At 70.9% G+C, this 19,294-nt stretch carries 13 protein-coding genes; 4 read left to right on the top strand and 9 right to left on the bottom strand.

Annotation, left to right across the window (positions count from 1 at the left end; genetic code table 11):
* Positions 1-22 precede the first annotated feature (22 nt).
* Positions 23-1,444 carry a tyrosine-protein kinase domain-containing protein gene (locus ABLI39_RS06175; RefSeq protein WP_349412552.1) on the bottom strand — a complete coding sequence of 474 codons (1,422 nt, stop codon included), beginning with the start codon at positions 1,442-1,444 and terminating at the stop codon, positions 23-25.
* 349 nt (positions 1,445-1,793) lie between these two features.
* On the opposite strand from ABLI39_RS06175, the gene ABLI39_RS06170 reads away from it, so the two are divergent.
* The 4 genes from ABLI39_RS06170 (at position 1,794) to ABLI39_RS06155 (ending at position 6,714) form a co-directional block, all read left to right on the top strand.
* The gene (locus ABLI39_RS06170; RefSeq protein WP_349412551.1) at positions 1,794-2,954 is read left to right on the top strand and encodes a glycosyltransferase; all 1,161 of its coding nucleotides are present in this window, start codon (positions 1,794-1,796) and stop codon (positions 2,952-2,954) included.
* On the top strand, positions 2,951-4,501 hold the full coding sequence (locus tag ABLI39_RS06165) for a lipopolysaccharide biosynthesis protein (RefSeq protein ID WP_349412550.1): 1,551 nt from the start codon (positions 2,951-2,953) through the stop codon (positions 4,499-4,501). Before ABLI39_RS06170 ends, ABLI39_RS06165 begins: the two co-directional genes overlap by 4 nt.
* Complete coding sequence (locus ABLI39_RS06160) at positions 4,494-5,456, top strand: glycosyltransferase family 2 protein (RefSeq protein WP_349412549.1); 963 nt, start codon at positions 4,494-4,496, stop codon at positions 5,454-5,456. Before ABLI39_RS06165 ends, ABLI39_RS06160 begins: the two co-directional genes overlap by 8 nt.
* A gap of 127 nt (positions 5,457-5,583) precedes the next feature.
* On the top strand, positions 5,584-6,714 hold the full coding sequence (locus tag ABLI39_RS06155; protein WP_349412548.1) for a right-handed parallel beta-helix repeat-containing protein: 1,131 nt from the start codon (positions 5,584-5,586) through the stop codon (positions 6,712-6,714).
* A 21-nt stretch (positions 6,715-6,735) separates the two neighbouring features.
* Here the strand turns inward: ABLI39_RS06155 and ABLI39_RS06150 are convergent, their stop codons facing one another.
* The 8 genes from ABLI39_RS06150 to ABLI39_RS06115 all read right to left on the bottom strand — a co-directional run bounded on the left by ABLI39_RS06150 (position 6,736) and on the right by ABLI39_RS06115 (position 18,713).
* Entirely contained in the window at positions 6,736-8,370 is a 1,635-nt protein-coding gene (locus ABLI39_RS06150; RefSeq protein WP_349412547.1) for a Kelch repeat-containing protein, read from the bottom strand.
* Between the two features lie 106 nt (positions 8,371-8,476).
* Positions 8,477-12,919: a PKD domain-containing protein gene (locus tag ABLI39_RS06145; RefSeq protein WP_349412546.1), complete on the bottom strand. Its 4,443-nt coding sequence runs from the start codon at positions 12,917-12,919 to the stop codon at positions 8,477-8,479.
* Positions 12,920-13,028: 109 nt separating this feature from the next.
* The gene (locus ABLI39_RS06140) at positions 13,029-13,943 is read right to left on the bottom strand and encodes a hypothetical protein (protein WP_349412545.1); all 915 of its coding nucleotides are present in this window, start codon (positions 13,941-13,943) and stop codon (positions 13,029-13,031) included.
* 57 nt (positions 13,944-14,000) lie between these two features.
* Positions 14,001-14,750 (bottom strand): DUF4352 domain-containing protein, encoded by a 750-nt coding sequence (locus ABLI39_RS06135; protein ID WP_349412544.1) that lies wholly within the window; start codon positions 14,748-14,750, stop codon positions 14,001-14,003.
* The gene (locus ABLI39_RS06130; protein ID WP_349412543.1) at positions 14,747-15,589 is read right to left on the bottom strand and encodes a CDP-alcohol phosphatidyltransferase family protein; all 843 of its coding nucleotides are present in this window, start codon (positions 15,587-15,589) and stop codon (positions 14,747-14,749) included. Before ABLI39_RS06130 ends, ABLI39_RS06135 begins: the two co-directional genes overlap by 4 nt.
* Positions 15,586-16,749 carry a DUF1972 domain-containing protein gene (locus ABLI39_RS06125; protein ID WP_349412658.1) on the bottom strand — a complete coding sequence of 388 codons (1,164 nt, stop codon included), beginning with the start codon at positions 16,747-16,749 and terminating at the stop codon, positions 15,586-15,588. Before ABLI39_RS06125 ends, ABLI39_RS06130 begins: the two co-directional genes overlap by 4 nt.
* A 17-nt stretch (positions 16,750-16,766) precedes the next feature.
* On the bottom strand, positions 16,767-17,228 hold the full coding sequence (locus tag ABLI39_RS06120) for an FAD synthase family protein (protein WP_349412542.1): 462 nt from the start codon (positions 17,226-17,228) through the stop codon (positions 16,767-16,769).
* Between the two features lie 39 nt (positions 17,229-17,267).
* The gene (locus ABLI39_RS06115; RefSeq protein WP_349412541.1) at positions 17,268-18,713 is read right to left on the bottom strand and encodes a sugar transferase; all 1,446 of its coding nucleotides are present in this window, start codon (positions 18,711-18,713) and stop codon (positions 17,268-17,270) included.
* Positions 18,714-19,294: the final 581 nt, after the last annotated feature.

Here is a 19,294-nt window from a genome sequence, read left to right as displayed (position 1 = left end):
ACGCCGCCCATTGCATGCGCCCCTAAGGCCGGCGGGACGCGCTCGCGACCGGTTTGCCGGCCTGCGAGCCCGGCGGGAGGCCCGGGGCCGGCGGCCGGGCGCTCGCCGCCTGCGGGAATTTGGCCAGAAACCGGCGGCGGCCCTCCGCGAGGCGGCCCGGCAGGGCGTTCAGCACCACGCCGGCGACGGTGCCGTTTACCAGCTCAAGATTGCGCAGTGCCGCCCGGAGCGTGTCCCGGGTGACCTTCCGGTGCCGGACCACCAACACCGTGCAGTCAGCGGCCGCGGCAATCACGGCGGCGTCGCTGTAGGGCTCCATGGCCGGGGCATCCAGGATCACCCGGGCGTAGCTTCCCCGCAGTTCGGCAAGCGCGGCCGGCAGCGCCCGGCTGCCGAGCAGTTCGGTGGGGTTCGGGGGCACGCCGCCGGCCGCGACGGCGTGAAGGCCTTCGACGGCGGTGTGCTGGATGACCTGCTCCAGCGGCAGCCGTCCGGACAGGACATCGGTGAGGCCCGTGCCCGCCCCCAGGCCAAGCTCGGCGGCAAGCCGCGGCGAGCGCAACCCCGCCTCCACCAGCAGCACCCGCTCCCCCGCTTCGGCCCACGCCCGCGCCAGCAGCAGCGCCACGCTGGTGCTGCCTTCACCGCTCCCGGCGGCCGTCACCGCGACGACGCCGGCTGGCCCCATGGCGGGAAAATGGTCAATGTTGGTGCGAAGCCGGCGCCCGGCCTCGTCCAGCAGTGTCCCCCTGCTTTGGTCCAGGATCCGGGCCGGCGGGCGGTCGGCGGTGCTGAGCGGAATGCGGGCCAGCACCGGCAGCCCGGATGCGTCCTCGACCTCCTGCGCCGTCCGCAACGACTTGTCGGAGAGCCGGCGGGCAACCGGGATCGCGATGCCGGCGGCGAGGCCCAGGAGCGCCCCGACAGCCAGGTTCAACGGCACCTTGGGCGAAACAGGGGCGGGATCGTTCGTGGGACCGGCCACGACCGTCAGGTTAGTGACTGCTCCGCCGGTGTCGAGTTCCCCGGCCGCGCCGCCGAGGTTGCTCGCGATGGACCGGGCGATCGCGAACGCCTTGGCCTGCTCCGGCTGGCTCACGATGACCGAGAGTGTCAGGGTGTCCCGGTCCGCGGACGCCCCGATGCTGTCGGCGAGGTCCTTGCCGGAGATGCCCGTGCCGCTGTCCCTGACCAGCCGGCCGAGAAAACCCTCGCTCTTGACGAGGTTGGCGTAGGCGGTGACGCGGTTCCGCGAGAGCTCCTGGGACTGCAGGCTCGATTGGCCCGTTGCCGAGGGGGTGACGGCGAAGAACTTGACGCTGCTTTGGTACACCGGCGCCGTCCGGGCCGTGACGAGGGTTGCCGCGCCGAGTCCCGCCAGCAGGCAGACCAGCAGGATCCACCACCCCCGCGCGATCGCCCTGCCGTACTCTGCAAGCTCCAAAGGAACCCCCATGCGGTTCCCATGCCATGCCGCGCCGGCACGGTCCTTCACGGTCCCCTAGTCGCACCATTATTGACCGCAAAGGTGCCCGGCGGAAGCTTTTAACCTGCACCGGTTTTCCCGGCATTGGGGAGCAGCCGGCGGTTCGCTGCCGGGCGCAATCCGCTGCTCCGCCGGGACCGGCCCGGAATCCTAGCCAAAGCCTGGAGCCGGCCGTAGTCTTTCCCTAAGCCTGGGCGGATTCCGTGGGTCTCAACGGCTCCTCGCCAGGACCGGGTCCCCGCGCGCGGCCGCCCGGCCCTGCCGATGGGCGTCCCGTCCGCCGGGGCACGGATCCGCGGGGGGAACGATGGACGAGACCGGGCACGGATTGACGGTGCTGGTGGCGCATCCGAGTGCCGACCTCTACGGGTCCGACCGTGTCCTCCTTGAAACCATCGATGGCCTGCGCGCTGCCGGCGCCCGGGTCCTGGTGGCGCTGCCGGAACCCGGGCCGTTGGTCCCCGAACTCGAGCGCCGCGGCGCCGCCGTCGTCCTGTCGCCGACTCCGGTGCTGCGCAAATCCCTGCTCTCGGGCCCCGGGTTGTTCCGGCTGGCCGCGGAGTCGGCCCGCGGCCTGCCACGCAGCGTCGGTGTGATCCGCGGGGCCCGACCGGACGTGATCCTCGCCAACACCATCACGGTGCCGCTGTGGACCATCGCCGGCCGGCTCACCGGGGTCCCGGTCGTCACCCACGTCCACGAGGCGGAGGCGAAGGCGCCGCGCCTGCTGCGCGCCGCACTGGCCGCGCCGCTGCTGCTTTCCGGGAGCATCCTGACCAACAGCCAGTTCAGTGCCGACACGCTGGCCGCCTCCCTGCCGGCCCTGCGCGGGCGCTCCACGGTGGTCTACAACGGGGTGCCCGGCCCCGCGGAGCCCGCCCGGCCCCGGGAGCGGCTGCACGGCGGGTTGCGGATCGCCTACGTGGGCCGGCTCTCGCACCGCAAGGGCGTGGACGTCGCCGTCGAGGCGCTGCTGCAGATGCGCCGCCGCGGCATCGACGCGGAGCTCTCGATCGTGGGAGCCGTCTTCCCCGGCTACGAGGACTATGAGACCGCGCTGCGCGGCCAGGTGGCCGACGGCGGTGCCGCCGCACACGTGAGGTTCCACGGGTTCCAGGCCGACGTCTTCCCTTTCCTGGCCGACGCCGACGTCGTGGTGGTTCCGTCCCGGCTGGAGGAGCCGTTCGGGAACACGGCCGTGGAAGCCCTGCTGGCCTCGCGGCCCGTCGTGGTCAGTAACACCTCCGGGCTGCGGGAGGCCGCCGGCGGCTACCGCTCGGCCCAGTTCGTGGAGCCCGGCGACGCCGCGGGCCTCGCCGCCGCGCTCGCCCGGGTGGCCGAAGCGTGGCCGGAGTACGCCGGCAAGGCCCGGACGGACTCCGTCGAGGCGGAATTCCGGCACAGCCCGGAGCGCTACGGGAAGGTGATGGCCGACCACCTTGCCCAGGCCGCCGGCGGCCGTCAATGACAGCCGGCCTCGCCGGGAGAACGGCCCGCAGCGTGCGCTGGAGCTTCGGCGCCGTGCTGGCCCGGCAGGGATTCCAGATCGGCTGCGCCGTGGTGCTGGCCCGGCTGCTGGGGCCCCAAAGCTACGGCACCATCGCCGCCGCGACCGTGTACATCAGCCTGGTCGCGCTGCTCCTGGACCAGGGCCTGTCCGCGGCGCTCATCCAGCGCCAGGACATCACCCGGCGGCTGGCCGGCGCCACCGCCACGCTGAACCTCCTGGTGGCAGCGGCCCTCGCGGCGGGGACGTGGTTTGCCGCCCCGGCAGTGGCCGCGTTCTTCGCGGTGGCCGAGCTGGACCCGATCCTGCGCGTGCTGGCGTTCGCCATCCCGGTCAAGGCGCTCGGGATCACTCCGCGCGCCCTGCTGGCCCGGGACCTGCAGCTGCACCGGGTCGGCGCAGCCGACATCGCGGCCGCGGCCGCCGGCAGCGCGGCGGGCATCGGCGCCGCCCTCGCCGGGGCAGGGCCGTGGTCCATGGTCTACCAGGTGGCGGTCACCGACGTCGTCTGTGCCGCCATGCTGCTGGCCGCCAGCCGGGGTCCGGCGCCGAACTTCGCGCTCCGCTCCGTGGGCCCGCTGCTGGGGTTCAGCCTGAGCGTCTTCGCCACCGACTGCCTGGCCTACTTTTCCCGCAACCTGGACAACATCCTGGTGGGCCGGGTGCTCGGCGTCTCCGCCCTGTCCATCTACGGGATGGCCTACCGGATCCTGGTGGTTCCGGTGCAGTTGATCGGGCAGACCGTCAACCGGGTCATGTTTCCCGCCTTTGCCCGATCGGCGCAGGAACCCGAGCGGGTGGCAGCGAGCCTCGTGGCCGCCACCCGGGTCCTTGCCCTTCTGGCCGTTCCGCTGATGGTCTTTGTGTCCTGCGCCGCACCCGAACTGGTCCACCTGGTGCTGGGGCCGGACTGGATGCCGGCGGCGGCGCTGGTCAGTGTCCTGGCGATCGGGGGCGCACGCGAGACGATCTTCTACATCACCCCCTCACTGATGAAGGGGCTGGGCCGCGGGGCGCTGATCGTGCGCTACGAGATTCTCGCCGCCGTCGTGCAGGTGGGCGGAATCGTCATCGGCCTGCAGTTCGGGGTGTTCGGCGTCGCCGTCGGCTACACCGCGGCCGGCGTCCTGCTGACCCCCGTGCTGCTGCGGATCCAGACCCGGCTGACGGGGGTGAGCGCCAGGTCCCAGTTGGCGTCCATCCTGCCGGCGGCCCACGCGGCACTGTGGGGTGCCGCCGGCTACGGCCTGTGGCAGCTCGGGGACGCGGGCAGGCTGTGGCATCTCTTAGGCGGTCTGGTGATCTTTTTTGCCCTGGCGGCGGGGGCGCTGTGGCTTTTCCACCGGCGGCTGCTGGCAGCCTTCCTGGCCCAGGCGCGCAGCCTCGCCGGGCGCGCCGGCAACCCGGGCGACAGCGGCGGCCACCCCGGCGCCCGGGCGGCCCGGGCCGCACCCGACGGTCCGGAAACCCCGGACATCCCCAACGAGGCAGGAGGCCTCTATGGCTAACGACGTCGGCTCCGCAGGGGCCGTGGTGATCGCGGTCCTGACCTACCGCAGACCCGGGGACATCAGCCTTGCGCTCCCCCGCCTCGCCGCGCAGGCCATGACCCTGGTCGGCGGTGACCGGCCGCCGGCCACCGTGCTGGTGATCGACAATGACCCGGCGGCGAGCGCCCAGGCGGCCGTGTGGGACATCGCCGGCACCCTGGGCCCGGGCCTGGTCCGCTATGCCCACGAACCGCGGCCCGGCATCGCCGCCGCACGGAACCGCGCCCTCGCGGAAGCCGGAGCCGCGGCGCTGCTGGTCTTCATCGACGACGACGAAGTGCCCTCCGAACACTGGCTCGCGCAGCTGGTGGAGCTGCAGCACCGGACCGGGGCCGCAGCCGTCGTCGGCCCGGTGATCAGCGAGTACGAACACGAACCGGACCCCTGGATCCAGGCCGGGCGGTTCTTCCGTCGCCGCCGGCTCGCCACCGGCACGCCGCTGACCGTCGCGGCGACCAACAACCTGCTCCTGGACCTGCGCCAGATCCGTGCGCTCGGCCTGACCTTCGACGAGCGGTTCGGCCTCAGCGGCGGCTCGGACACGCTCTTCACCCGCCAGCTGGTGCAACGCGGCGGGTCCATGCTGTGGTGCGACGAGGCGGTGGTGGTGGACCGTGTCCCGGCGTCGCGGCTGACCCGAGGCTGGGTGCTGCGCCGGGCACTCCGGAGCGGGAACTCCGCGGCCCGGGTCAACCTCGAGCTCGCCGCTGCGGCGGCCCCGAGGCTGGCGGCGCGGGCTTCGTCACTGGCCGCGGGTTCGCTCCGGCTGATCGGCGGTGCCGCCCGCCTGGGCGCGGGACTCCTGACGGGCTCGACGGCGCACCAGGCCAGGGGCCTGCGCACCGCGGCCCGCGGACTCGGGATGGCGTCAGCGGCCTTCGGCTATGTCTACAGCGAGTACCGCCGGAAGTAGCCCGCCACCCCGCCTGGCACCGCGGCCTTGGAAAGCCGCCGCGGACTCGGCTAGCGTGGAGGCAGGTCTCAGCCGCAGTGTCCCGCCCCCGGCGGGACGGATGACGAGACCCCGGAGGTGACCGAGCATGGCCCGTCCCACCCGCAACACCGGCGCCGCGCTGGCCGCAGCGGTGCTGGCGGCGGCCCTGACGGCCGGGTGCGGCCAGCCTGCCGCGCAACCTCCCGCCGCCCAAGACGCCGCCGCCCCAGCTGCGACGGCGGCTCGCGCTCTCACACTGCCGGCTCCCGCCCCCACTGCCACAGCGCCGAATCCGGCCGCCACGCCGCCCCCGGTGCCGCGGTCGCAGCTTGCGGCCGGCAGCTACCGCCCCTCGGAAACCACCACCGGGGTGCCCGCCGGAGCCGTGTTGAAGCCGTTCAACCCGGCCGGGGCCGAGCTGGTGATTACCCAGGACGGCACGGTCCTGGACGGCCTCGAGATTTACGGCGACGTCAAGGTCCGCGCCAGGGACGTGACGATCAGCAACAGCCGGCTCCACGGCGGCCCGGGCATCCCGGCATCGAACACCGGTATCATCGATGCCACCGGCGACGGCGTCGTGAACCTCGTGGTCGAAGACAACACCATCATCCCGGACCGCCCCTCCTACTACCGGGACGGCATCGTCGGCCATGACTACACGGCCCGGCGCAACCACATCCAGGGCACCAACGACGGCCTCGGCATCTTCAACCGACCCGGCGGCCCGCCCGGCGCCAACGTCACGGCCGAGGGAAACTACATCCATTCGCTGACGTTCTGGTCCAACGACCCGGCCCACAGCGATGGCACCCACAACGACGGCATCCAAGTGCAGGGCGGCGAGAACATCCGGATTGCCGGCAACACCATCGTGGCCAGCGCCCGGCCCGGTCGCGGCACCGGCCCCAGCCCCCGCGGCCCTCACGCCGGTATCGGCATCATGCTGCAGCAGAACCTGGCCCGGCTGGGCAACGTGGTGGTCGAGAGGAACTGGGTGGATGACGGCCAGACCTCCATTAACATCGACCACGGCAAGTACGCGACCATCACGGTGACGGTCGCGGCAAACTATCTGGGCCGCAACCAGTTCGACTTCGGCAACGGCTCGAAGTACCCCGTCCGCGTGATCAGCCGTGCCGCCAGTTCGGTGCAGGGCCTGTCGACGAACCGCTGGGCGGACAGCCTCAACCTCCTGGCCGAGGGTGCCGCCGGCGGGATCCGTTTCAATGGCTGAGTCGGCGGGCTGCCGGCCGGCTCACCGGGCCGTGAGGCTGACCGTGGTGGAGTATTTGGAGTTGCCGAACGGATCCGTCACCACCACCCGGTAGCTGTGCGTTGTTCCGGGGGCGACCGTGTCCCTGAATTCCATCATCGGCCGGTTCCAGAACGTGGTGGACAGCGCCTGGGTGCTGATCAACCGTCCGTCCCGTGAGAGCCGGTAGCTCAGTGCCGCGTTGTCCCGGTCCCAGTTGGACTGCCACTTGACCGTGATGAGCCCCGACGAGGGGGAGGTCAGCGCCGGGTTGGTGGACGCGGACGAGGAACGGGGTCCTTCCTTGTCCGGGGCCAGGGAGCTGACCGCGAACCGGACCAGGCCCTGCTGGCCTTTGAAGTTGACGTTCTTGAACTCGCCGCCCATCACCACGTAGCTGTTGTTGCCGGTCACGGACCAGGGTCCCTGGCTCTGGCCGGTGGCCGTCCCTGTGTCCAGGTCCGGGTACCAGACCAGCAGCGACGGCGCCGGCTTGCCCGTGAAGCTCGGGAACCCGTGGATGTCTTTCGTCAGCGTTCCGGTGGCCTCCCTGCTGTAGGCCAGTCCCCGGTGCCAGGTCCGCGGCGTCGTCTCCGGGAACCCCTTTAGATTGCCGCAGTAGTGGGAGTGGCCGGCCTTGTAGACCGCCGTGTTGCTGGCGAACACACTGTAGGAGTCGCCGTGGCAGTCGTCGATCCATTTGACCCCCAGGTCGGACCAGTTCCCCGCAAAGGAGCCCTCCAGGGTGCCGGTGCCGTTCATCTTCGAGTCGATAAAGCCCGTCCCGTACCAGTTCGAGCCGTCGCTGGAGAGCGAGGTGATGCCGGAGCCGGTGCCCGCGTTCCGGACGACGTCGTTCACCGGCGTCACGATGTTGGCCCCGGTGAGGGCGTCGACGGCACCGAGCCCGAAGCCCGGTCTGTTGGTGCCGTTCAGGGTGGTGAACAGGCCGCCCGCAACCAGCTTGCTGCCGTCGGGCGCCAGCACCAGCGCGTTGACCCTGCCGCCGGCTGCGAGCGGTTTCCAGGGCAGCAGTGTCCCGTTGCTGGCGCGGACCGCGGCCAGCTTGGACCGGGAGGTGGACCCGACGGTGCTGAACAGGCCGCCCAGGTAGACCGTCCCGGCGGTGGCCACGATCGCCCGGACGGTCGAGGACATTCGCGGCGCCCAGCCGGCGACGGTGGCCCCGGTTTGCGGGTTGAGGGCCACCACCTTACTGGCCGGCTGGCCGTTGGCCTCGGTGAAGTCCCCGCCAACGTAGAGCCGGCTGCCGTCCGGCGACGCCGCCACGGCCAGGGCCTGTGCGTTCAGGGATGCCGTGAAACCGGTGACCAACTGCCCGGTGCTCAGGCTGTAGGCAAGGATGTTCTTGCGCTCGGTGGTCTGGGTGCCTGCGGCGGCCCCGGCGGGCCGGGCGGTGTCGAATTTGCCCACCGCATACACGGTGTCGCCAATGATGGTCTGCTGCCAGACGACGCCGTCAATCTGCACCGTGGGCAGCGCGTCCGCGGAAACGGTGACCGGGGTGGCCGGGTCCGCCGGATCAAGGGGCGCGGTGTCCGCGGAGGCGGGCGGGGCGGCGGCGAGGACCAGCGCCGCGGCGAGCGCCGCGCCCCAATTCCTCCAGGGAGAGTTCATGGCCTTCCTTAGCTCAGTTGGCGGAGCAAACCGTTGTGCAAACCGGTGGTCGGCCCGGCGGCTCACCCGCCACCTTCGTCCGGATCCGGATCATCGACCCCCTCCCCTATGGCCTGGCCACGGACAACTCGTCGAACCGGACAGCCACCGGCGCGTTGGTGGCGGTGCTCCAGAGGTAGGTCAGCAGCCCGATGCCGCCGGCCGCCTGCAGCGACGGCGTCGAATCCGTTGCCGTCAGCCCCCAGGCCGCCGGCTCGGCTGCCCCGTCCCGCCAGATCTTGGCCCGCACCGTGGTGGGGCTGGTTCCGGTGACCTGCACCCTGAGCCGGAGCTGGTCGTTCGCGGCCACCGTCAGGCCGGCCACCGCTGCGGACTGCAGCGTCGTCTCCGTACCGCCGGATACCCGGGTCAGGAAGAGCGTCGCCGCGCCGGTGGCAGCGATCCGCAGCTTGGCGCGGTATTCGTCGTCGCCGACTTTGCGCCCGACGGCACCGACATAGGTGCCCCCGCCGGTGGCAATCTTGTCCTGCGCGAATTTCACCGAGAGGTCGGTTGCGGTGGCAGAAACACCGGCCAGGGTGGCCAGCCGGGAGATCCCGCCGGAGCGCGTAGTGATGATCCCGGTTCCGCCGGCCACCGTGTAATTGGCGGCCGTTCCGGCCAGCGTCCAGGCGCCGCCGGTGTCGGCGGACCCCCAGCTGCCTGTGAGGTCGCGCCCGAACCCGTCCGCCGCGAGCAGGCCCGCCGGGGGGTTCCCGGTGACGGTCACGGCCTGGGTGATGGTGCCGGTGGCACCGGCGTTGTCGGTGACGGTGAGCGTTACCTGGTAGGTCCCGGCGGCGGCATAGCTGTGCGAGGCGGCGGCGCCGCTTCCGGTGGCGCCGTCGCCGAAGTTCCAGGCGTACCCGGCCACGGTCCCGTCGGTGTCGGCGGAGCCGGTGCCGTCGAAACTGGCCTGCAGCGCGTTGACAGTTGAGGTGAACGCCGCCGTCGGGGCCGCGTTGGGCGCGGGGGCCGCGCCGCCTGCGGTGATGTTCAGGTTGTCCAGCCGCAGGACTACCGGCAGGTTGGTGGAGGAACCGGAGACGTAGCCGCCGGCGCCGGCGGCGCCCGCGGCCTGCAGGGCGGCCGTCGCATCGCTAACGGTGAGCTGCCAGGCGACGGGCTCAGCCGCGGAAGCGCGCCAGACCTTGCCGCTGACCGCGGTGGGCGCGGTGCCGTCCAGCTTGAGCCGGATGATCGCCGGGTCGTTGGCGGCGAGGGTCAGCCCGCCGATCGCCAGCGGCCCGGCAACGGTCGTTTCGGCGCCGGCCACCACCTTGGTGAGGTAGAGCGACACGGCCCCGGTGGCGGCAACCTTGATCTTTGCCCGGTACTCGTTGTTGTTTGCCCGCCGTCCCACCAGCGTGGCGAACATGCCGCCGCCGTTGGGGACCTTGTCGGCCGAGACGGTGATGCGGCCGTCGTAGTCCGCCGTCGCGACGCTGTTCAGGTAGGCGTACCTGCTGGCGCCCGCGGTGCCGATGGTAGCCGCTCCCGCCCCGTTGGCGACGGAGAAGTTGCTGCCGCCACCGGCGACTGTCCACGCTCCGCCGACATCCGCGGTGCCGAATCCGCCGGTGGTGGTCCGGCCGAAGGCGTCCGCGGCCACCAGGGCGTTGGCGGGCGGGGCCGTGACGGTCACGGCCTGGGTGAGCTGGCCGGTGGCCCCCGCCCCGTCCGTGACGGTGAGGGTGACCTGGTAGGTCCCCGCCGCGGCGTAGCTGTGCGACGCCGTCGCACCGGTCCCCGAGCCGCCGTCGCCGAAGTCCCAGGCGTAGCTGCTGATGGTGCCGTCGGGGTCCTTGGATCCGGTGGCGTCAAAAGCAGCCGCAAGGTTGGTAACGGAGGATGTGAAGGCGGCGACCGGCGGCTGGTTCGGCGGCGGGGCCGTCACCGTGACGGTCCGCGTCACGCTTGCGGTACTGCCGGAGTTGTCCGTCACCGTAAGCCTGATGTCGTAGCTGCCGGCGGCGGCGTAGCTGTGCTGCGCCGTCACGCCGGTTCCGGTGGAACCATCGCCAAACGCCCACGCGTAGCTGGCGATCGGGCCGTTGGCATCCGAGGAGGTGCTGGCATCCACCGCCGCGGTCAGGCCGGTGACCGCGGAGGTGAAGGCCGCGACCGGCGGCGAGGGCGGCGCGTTCACGGTGCGGCCCGAGGCCACGTAGTGGGCCTGGATCCGGGACAGCGGAAGCACCGAGGGGTAGAGCGCGACGTCGTCGATCTGGCCGTTGAGGAAGCCGATGTAGGGCGGCTGGCCCTTCTGCGAGGTGGGCCAGTTGGGCCAGCCGGTGAGGCTGTCGCCGCCGACCCGCCAGTAACCGTCGAACGGCCAGGCGGTGGTGGTGCCGGGCCGTGCTGCGGCGGCGACCCCGTCGATGGTGAGCTTCATCCCGTCGGCGCCGAGCGAGGCGACGACGTGGTGCCACTGGTTGTCGTTGAAGGTCGCCGTCGAGTTGACCGTGACCCGGGTGCCGGAGCTGCCGCCGGGCCGGACGCCGAAGAAGATGCGCCCGCCCGGGTCCATGTACACGGTCCGGTCCAGGTCGGCCGAGAGCCCGGTTTGGGCGTTTCCGTAGCCGACGATCTGTCCGCCCGCGGTGGAGGCGGTGCGGATCCACGCCTCGGTGCTGAAGGTGTCCGGCCGGGCTGCCAGGGTCGGGTCGCTGGCGACTGCGTCCTGGCTGCCGTTGAGGGCGACGCCCGTGTCCGCGTCGCCGTTCAGGGCGCCGGGGGCGCCGAAACCGGCACCGGGCTGCAACTGCAGGTCATCACGGCCCGCCAGGTCCACGGCTGTGGTGCCGCCGCCGTCCCCGAGCCGCCAGTAGTTGCCCGGATTGTCAGCCAGGACCTGCTGGGCGTAGTTGCCCGGGGACGCCACGGAGCCCGGCACCGTGATGCTGGCGGTGTCGCTGCGGGCCTCGTTGCCGAACGGGTCCCGGACGAAGATGCGGTAGGTGTAGCTTTGCCCCGGAACCCGGGAGGTGTCCAGGAAGGTCATGCCGGGCCGGCGCCAGAAGGTGGACGCCTGGTTGAGGGTGGCGATGACGGCGCCGTTGCGCCGGACCTCGTAGACGAGGTTCTCGTTGTCCTGGTCCCAGTTGGCCTGCCAGCGGACCCGGACGGTGCCGGCGGCGGGGCTGGACAGGGTGGGGGTCAGGTTGGCGCCGGTGACGCGGGGCCCGCGCTGGTTCGGGGCGAGCCCGGTCCTGGAGAACCTGACCAGCCCCTGCTGGGGCTGGTTGTTGACGGAGGTGAATTCACCGGCCATCACCACGTAGTCGTCGTTGCCGTTGACCGTCCACGGGCCCTGGTCCTGGCCGGTGACTGTGCCTGAGTCGAGGTAGGGGAACCAGTTCAGCAGCGGCGGCGACGGCCTGCCGGCGTAGTTGAAGTACCCGTGGCTTTCGGTGGTGATGGTGCCGGTGGCTTCCTTGCCGAACGCGATGCCGCGGTTGAAGCTCCAGGGCTGGGTCTGCGGGAAGCCGCCGATGTTGCCGCAGTAGTGCGGGTGGCCGGCCAGGTAGACCGCGCCGCCGATCGGTTTGATGGAGTAGCTGTCCCCGTGGCAGTCCTCGAGCCAGTTGGTGGTGTCATCGGACCATTTGACCGAGAACATCCCTTCGAGGTTGCTGGTGCGGCCGAAGGTGTAACCTGCGCCGTAGACGTTCGAGCCGTCGCTGGCGAGCGTGGTGATGGCCCCGTTGGTGCCGCCGTTGCGCACCAGGCTGTTGATCTGGAAGGGCAGCAGCGCGCCGGCGCCGGTATCCACCTTGCCCAGGCCCATGCCTGGGTTACTGGAAGCGTTGAGGGTGGTGAACGCGCCGCCCACCACCATGCTGGCACCGTCGGGCGCGAGCGCCATGGCGTTGACGCGGCCGCCCTCGGCGACCGGATTCCACGGCAGCAGCGCGCCGTCCGCGGCGTTGAACGCGGCGAGCCGGCCGCGTGCTACGGAGCCCACGGAGCCGAACAGGCCCCCCAGGTAGACGGTGCTGTCCGTCGCCACGATAGTGCGCACCGACGCGGACATCTTCGGCAGGAAGCTCATGATCAGGGCGCCGTTGGACGGGTTGAGCGCCACGACGCGCCAGACCGTGGCGCCGTTGTACGTGGTGAAGGAGCCGCCGACGTAGAGCCGCGATCCGTCCGGGGACGCCGCCAGGGCCGTCACCTCGGCGTTGAAGCTCGGCGTGAAGCTGTTCAGCAGCTCCCCGGTGGTCAGGTTGTAGGCCAGGATGTTGTTCCGGGCAACCTCGCCGGTTCCGGCGGGGGCCCCGGCGGGCCGGGCAAGGCTGAAGTCGCCGCCGACGTACACCGTGTTGCCGATGACGAGCTGGGTCCAGGCCACCCCGTTGATCTGGGCGGTGGGGAGCGCGTCGGCGGAGACCGTGACCGGCGTGGACGGGCTCGCCGGATCGGCCGGCGCTGTGTCGGCGGCTGACGGCGGGGCGCCCACCAGCACCAGTGAGAGCGCCAGCGCAGTGCCCAGCAGCACCGCGAGCATTCGTTGTAGTTGGTTCCCAGCGGCGCCTCCCGGCGCCGGGTAGGGCGCTAGCCCTGCATTTTTCGTCTGAGCGCTCCCCAGCGTGGCGTTCCGGAACATGTGCTTCCCCCTAGTCCATTCGGTGTCTGGCGGCGCTGCTGGTCAGCACAGCCACGTCCTCGGCCGTGAAGAGGCCTCGGATCCAGTGGTCGTTTCGGCTTTCGCCGACATTCGTTTTCATCAGCGCGTCGCCCTGGCTTCCCGGGATCATCGGGAAGTGCCGCGGCACCGGACGGACCTGCCGGACCAGTATCCCGGCGCGCAGGGCCACCCATTTGAGCCAGATGTCGTCGGCTCCCGGGCAGGCGGCGGCGAAACCGGTGCCGTGCCCCTTGAGTTCCTGGAGCATCGCCGGCGGGTAGATGACCCCGGATACGCCGACGGCGAAATTTGCCGTGCGGGCGGCGGTGTCCCGGGCCCGCGCCCAGGTGGCGTAGTCGGCAATCCCGTCCACGGAGGGGCCGATGATGCTGATCCAGTGCCCGCAGACGGTGTCCGGGTGCCGGCGGTTGGCGTCGGTGAGCAGCGCCAGCCAGTTCCGCGGGTAGATGATGTCGTCGTCGGCGGTTACGAGCGGCAGGGTGTGCCGTTCCACCGAGGCGACGTACGGGTAGTACTTGGTGTGGGGGCCGTAGTCCGGGCTCAGCAGGACCTCCACGCCGCGGCGTTCGAGCCGGCGCAGGGCGGCCGGAGCGGTCCGGAACTGTTCCGGCGTCTGCAGCCACAGCAGCAGCCGTTGCGGCCTGGTGCTGCCGCGGGCGATTGATTCGAGCGCCGTCGCAACAGTCTTCAGCCGGGCCCCGTGCGTCGTCATGGACACGACGACGGGGGCGGTGCCGGTGGCGGGCCGGCGGGCTGCCAGGTTCCGGAGCCGCAGGTGCGCGAAGGCGATGCCGGCCCGCAGCCGTTTTGCCGCTTTCCTCCCCCGCCGGGCCGTGGTCCGCACCAGCAGCAGCGATGGCAGGGTGTCCAGTTGTGTTGCCATGGCCTGGATCCTTTCCTGTGATTCAACGGTCAGTTCTGTTTGGCCGGCAGGGTCCGCCTAGGCCGGCAACTTGCCCGCAAACGTCGCCACCGGCGTCTCGGCCTCGAGGTTGAGATGGATCTTGACGTTGTCGCGGGCCCCAAGGGGCACCGCGAAGACGAACACACCGGTTCCGCTGGTCCCGGGCGCCACCACGGACGGGAAGGCGGCCGTGTCCGGGCCGCTCAGGGATCCGGCCGGCTCGTCGTCCCGGCCGAACGCCACGTCGACGACGGCGGAGTCCAGGGAGATGGGCTCTGAGGTGCTGTTGGTCACGGTGACCTTGAAACGCACTGCCGGGCCGGCGATTTCACCGATGCCCTTCGCCTCGCCCCGGACGGATTGAACGTCCGTGATGGCGGCCGAGACGCCGCCCTTGACAGCTTTCTTGTCCTTCAGGTCCACCGGCGCCGCGGTGGGCTGCGGTGTTTCGGCGAGCTGCTGCTCGGACTTGCCCTGGCGGTCCACCGGGCTCGGCTCGGGCCGGGCCTCCGGAGATGCCGGCCCCACTGGCGCCGGCGCGCCCGTCGCCGCGGCCTTGTCCGGCGCAGGGGCCGCCGGGCCCGCCGCCTCCGGTTTCGGGCTGGCGGCCCGGGCAACGGTGTCCTGGCCGGGCCGTTCGCCTGCCGCCCGGGCGACGGTGTCCTGGCCCGTGGCCCAGACGGTGCCGCCCAGGGCGAGCAGAGCCGAAATGCCCACCGAAGTGGCGAGCAGGCGTCGGCGCCTGCCGGCGCTGTGGGCTCCTTGCCCGTGGTGTGCTGTGTTCATTGCGGGACCCCAGTTCCAGTGGTGCTGCCGGTTGGTGCGGATGGTTCCGTGCGGCTGTGCCGGCCGGCCCGGCCGTGCGCCGGCGGGAAGGCGGAAATTTCCCGGAACCACTTGACGGATGCCAACAGCAGGAAGCCTGCCGTGGCGGCGACGATCAGGGTGTAGGCGGCGAGGAAGAGCGGAAGCACGCCGTAGAGGGCAAAGCAGAGGCAGAGGACCCCGTAGTCCATCGGGACCACCAGCACCGAGCGGAGCCAGGACCGGCCGCCGGGGGCGGCCACGGAGACCAGGCCCTGCTGGCGCCGCAACTGCTCGGTGAGGATCATGCTGAAGAACAGCACGGCGGAGATGACGGCGGCGGCCAGCGGAACCAGCAGCCAGCGCCGGTCCACGGTTCCGAAGCGGTACAGCCCGACGGCGAGCGCCAGTGGCAGCGCGGAGGTTTTCACCGCGTCCACCATGTGGTCCAGCCACTCCCCCGCGGCCGATCCGCTGCCCTGCATCCGCGCGACCTGTCCGTCGGCCGAGTCCAGGGCGTAGCCGACCACCAGCAGCAGGGCCACCCCGATCCCCAGGGCTCCGGACGGCGGGAACATCATCAGCAGGGCGATCCCCGAGAAGGTGAAGACCGCGCTGACCGCCGTGACTGCGTTGGGCCCCAGCCCGGCGTGCAGGGCCAGCGCGGCCAGCAGCCGTCCCAGCCTGCGGTTGACGTAGCGGGAGTAGGCCGGTGCCCCGCGGGCCGCCGTCTTCTGGGCCGCGGCGAGCTGCCTTACGGTGTCCCGGAAGCCGTTACCGGCCGGGGCGGCAACGCCGATTCCCGGATCGGCGGCGGTCATTGTCCGGCCCCCAGGCTGGGACGCGGCGCCCTGCGTCGGCCCCTGGTTCCTTCTCCGGCGCGCGTCCGGGCGGTCCGTGTCCGGGGGCTCAGGAGCGTCTCGCAGAGCTGTTCGTAGCCGGTCGCGACGTCGTCCCAGTTGTAACGGCGGGCCAGCTGCTGCGCGTGCCGGCCGCGGGCCTCGGCGTCGGAGCCGGGGGCCTCGGCCTCGTGCACCAGCCGGGCGACGTCGCCGGGGCCTGCGAAGTACCGGCCGGCGGTTTCGAGCACCTCGCGGTTGAACCCGACGTCGAACGCGTTGGTGGCCGTGCCGGATCCGATGGCCCGCAGCAGCGAGGGGTTGGTGCCGCCCACGGAGTGCCCGTGCCAGTACACCAGCGCGTTCGCGTAGAGCTGGTCGAGCAGCGCCTGGTCCCAGACGCCGCCCGCGAAGCGGACCTTCGCGTCGCCGAGTGCGTGGACCATGTTGGTGTACCGGTCCGAATAGGGGGCGGAGCCGACGACGACGAGCGGGAGCCGGGCGGCGCTCCGGGCGAACCCTTCAACGATGAGGTGGACGTGGTTTTCGGGCTCAAAGCGGGCGACGACGAGGTGGTAGCCGCGCGGCGCCAGGCCCAGTTCCGGAAGTCTGTCCGAGCCGGCGTTTGCCTGGATGGGCGCCCCGTAGGCCAGATATACCGTGTCGGCGTCGAACTTCTCCCGGTAGTAGTCCTGGATGCCGGCGGCGTCGGCGATCAGCGCGTCGGACCACCGGACCGCGAGCCGTTCAACAAGCTGGTAGTAGTTCCGGCCGGCGTTGCCCCACTTGGCGCGCTTCCATTCCAGACCGTCGACGTGGGTGGCCACGGGGATGCCTGCGGCTTTGATGGCCGGCAGGTAGGGGGCGTTGGCCGCGTTGAAGACGATGGCGGCGTCCGGCCGGTGCCGGAGCAGGTGGGCGACGGAGAGCCCGGTGTGGCTGAGGGTCTCCAGGGAACGTTTGCGCAGCGCCGGCAGGTGCACCAGGTCCATGCCGAGGTGCCGGGCGGGCCGGTCGCCGCCGCCCGTCTCGCGGCAGTAGACAGTGACGCGGTGGCCGCGCTGCACGAGCCGCTGGCCGATTTCCTCGATGGCCGTTTCGAATCCGCCGTACCTGGCCGGGACGCCGCGCGTTCCCACCATCGCGATGTGCAGCCCGTTCACAGCCGTATCCCGTGGAGCCGGTGCCCGGGTTCGGGGGAACGGTTGATCAGCTCGAGGGCGGTGCGCAGGGCGGAGCTGGACGTCTGCACGGTGTACGGGAAGAAGACGACGTCGACGCCGACCTCCCGGAACGCCGCTTCCAGCCTGTCGCCCGTCGGGGTGCCCTTCCAGTCGTCGCCCTTGAAGAAGACGTTGAACCGCAGTTCCTCCCAGACCTGGAGCTTGTCCGGGACGGTTTCGGCGTAGACCTTGTCCACGTAGCCGATGCTGCCGACAATCTCCATCCGCTCGGCCAGCGGGATCACGGGCAGCCGGCCCTTGGCCTGTTCCAGCATGTCGTCCGAGACGACCCCGGCGACCAGGAAGTCGCACTGGCTTCTGGCGTGCTTGAGGATGTTGAGATGCCCGATGTGGAACAAATCGAACGCCCCCGGCGCGTAGCCGATTCTGAGACCCATGTCCTGCCCTTTCAATTCACCGCCGGCCCTCACCAGCGTTCAGTAAGCCCCCACCGGGTTCAGGATCACCTTGACGGTTCGCCAGAGGATCATGATGTCTCCCGTCAACGACCAGTTCTCCACGTAGTAGAGGTCCCAGCGGACGCTCTCTTCCCAGCCAAGATTCGACCGGCCGTTCACCTGCCACAGCCCGGTGATGCCGGGCTTGATCAGCAGCCGGCGGGTCACGTCGCCCTCGTAGCCCTCCACCTCGCAGGGCAGCTGAGGACGCGGTCCCACCAGGCTCATGTCCCCTTTGAGTACGTTCCAGAACTGCGGCAGCTCATCGAGCGAATACTTCCGCAGCCAGCGTCCGCACCTGGTGACCCGCGGGTCCTGCTTTATCTTGAACAGCAGCCCGGCTCCCTCGTTAAGCTCCCTGAGTAGCGCCAGGTCCTCCTCCGCGGTCACCACCATGGAGCGGAACTTGACCATCTTGAACCGTTCGCCGTTGCGGCCGACCCGCTCCTGCCAGAAGAAGACCGGGCCCTTGCTGTCCCGGGCGATCATCCAGGCCAGGATGCACAGCAGGGGCGCCAGGAGCAGCAGCGCCGCGGCCGAGGCCACCACGTCGACGAGGCGTTTGAGCGTGTGTTTGCCGCCGCTGAACTCCGGCAGCTCCACGTGCATCAGCGGCAGGCCCTCGACGGGCCGCCAGTGGATCCGGGGACCGGCGACGTCGGTCAGGCTGGCGGCCAGGACCAGGCTGGCGTGGGTGCCCTCCAGGGCCCAGCCGAGCTGGCGGATCGCGCGGCTTCCGCCGTGCAGCTGTCCGGCAACGACGACGGCGTTGGCCCCGGTCTCGGTGACCTTTCCGGCCACCGAGGCGACATCGCAGAGCACGGGCACCCGGGTCGCGGAAATCTGCAGGTGGCTGGCGGTGTAGCCGGCCGGAAGGGCCGCCCCTACCACTTCATAGGCGGCACCGGAGACCTTGCCGAACTGGCGGATGACGTATTCGACGTCGGCGGCTTCGCCCACCACGATCACCTTGGAGAGGTAGTGGCCGAAGTTACGCTGGCGGTTCAGCCAGGCCCGCCACCGCCACCGGCTGAGCAAGAGCAGCATCGAACCGGCCGGGAGGGCGATCGCAAAGTGGCTGCGCACCACATCGATTCCCAGCAGCAGGACCACGATGGCGATGCCCCCGAATACCCCGACGGTGGCGTCCATGACCCGCTTGTATTCCTCGGCCCCGACGCCGAGGACCGTCTCCTCCCGGGTGCGGTGCACTTCGAGGGCGACGATCCAGGCCAGGAGGATGGCGATGCTGAGGGAAACGTAGGTGCTGACCGCAGGGGTGCGGGCGAGCACTCCCTCGGCGTCGATGCGGACCGCGTAGGCCACGGCGACCGCACAGGTCACAATGGATATGTCGGTGAACCGCAGCCAGCGGCGGTAGCGCCGCGCCCAGGACATCCCGGAGTCCACGGGACGGGCCGCCACTGGTTCCCGGCCGACGGCCGGGGGGTGATCAAACGCCCCGCCTGCGGGCCTTAGGACCCGGGCGGGGCGCCGATTCCAACGACTGCCTCTTTTTCTGTAGCCGGCGCGGTGTTCGTCCACCGCGCTCACGGCAGTTCCACATCTCTCAGTGGTGCAGACCGTTTAAGGGAGCCGGCGGCGGCTGGGGGGAGAGCCTCGGTCTCAGAAGGCTCTGACGCCGCCGGCTCCGTCTTGGGGGTACGACTGCCGGCTGGGGCACCGTACGGTTCCAATGAAGGAGTTCGGATATGGGAGGTGTCGACGCGGCCACCCTTGCTGGTGGCTCTGGCAATTGCGGCGCTGGAACTCAGGCTTGTGGCCCTGCTCCTCCGCGGGCGCTGCCCGCAGTCGAATACCGCCCTGTAGTTACTCATTTTGAGACCTTTGTGAGTCGTTCCTGGGACTGACTTAAGTCAATCGCGGAGGCCTCATCTGCACACGAGTAGGGGTTACCCGACTTCTCTTGCGGTCTACGCCGGGCCACTACTTAGGCATACTCCCGGACGCCGCCCAGGTCACGCAGTAGATACGCGGGATCCCCT

The organism is Pseudarthrobacter sp. B907 (assembly GCF_040137805.1).
Taxonomy (GTDB): Bacteria; Actinomycetota; Actinomycetes; order Actinomycetales; family Micrococcaceae; genus Arthrobacter.
The sequence above is the reverse complement of the archived record's forward strand: the minus strand, read 5'-3'. Positions and strand labels throughout refer to the sequence as shown.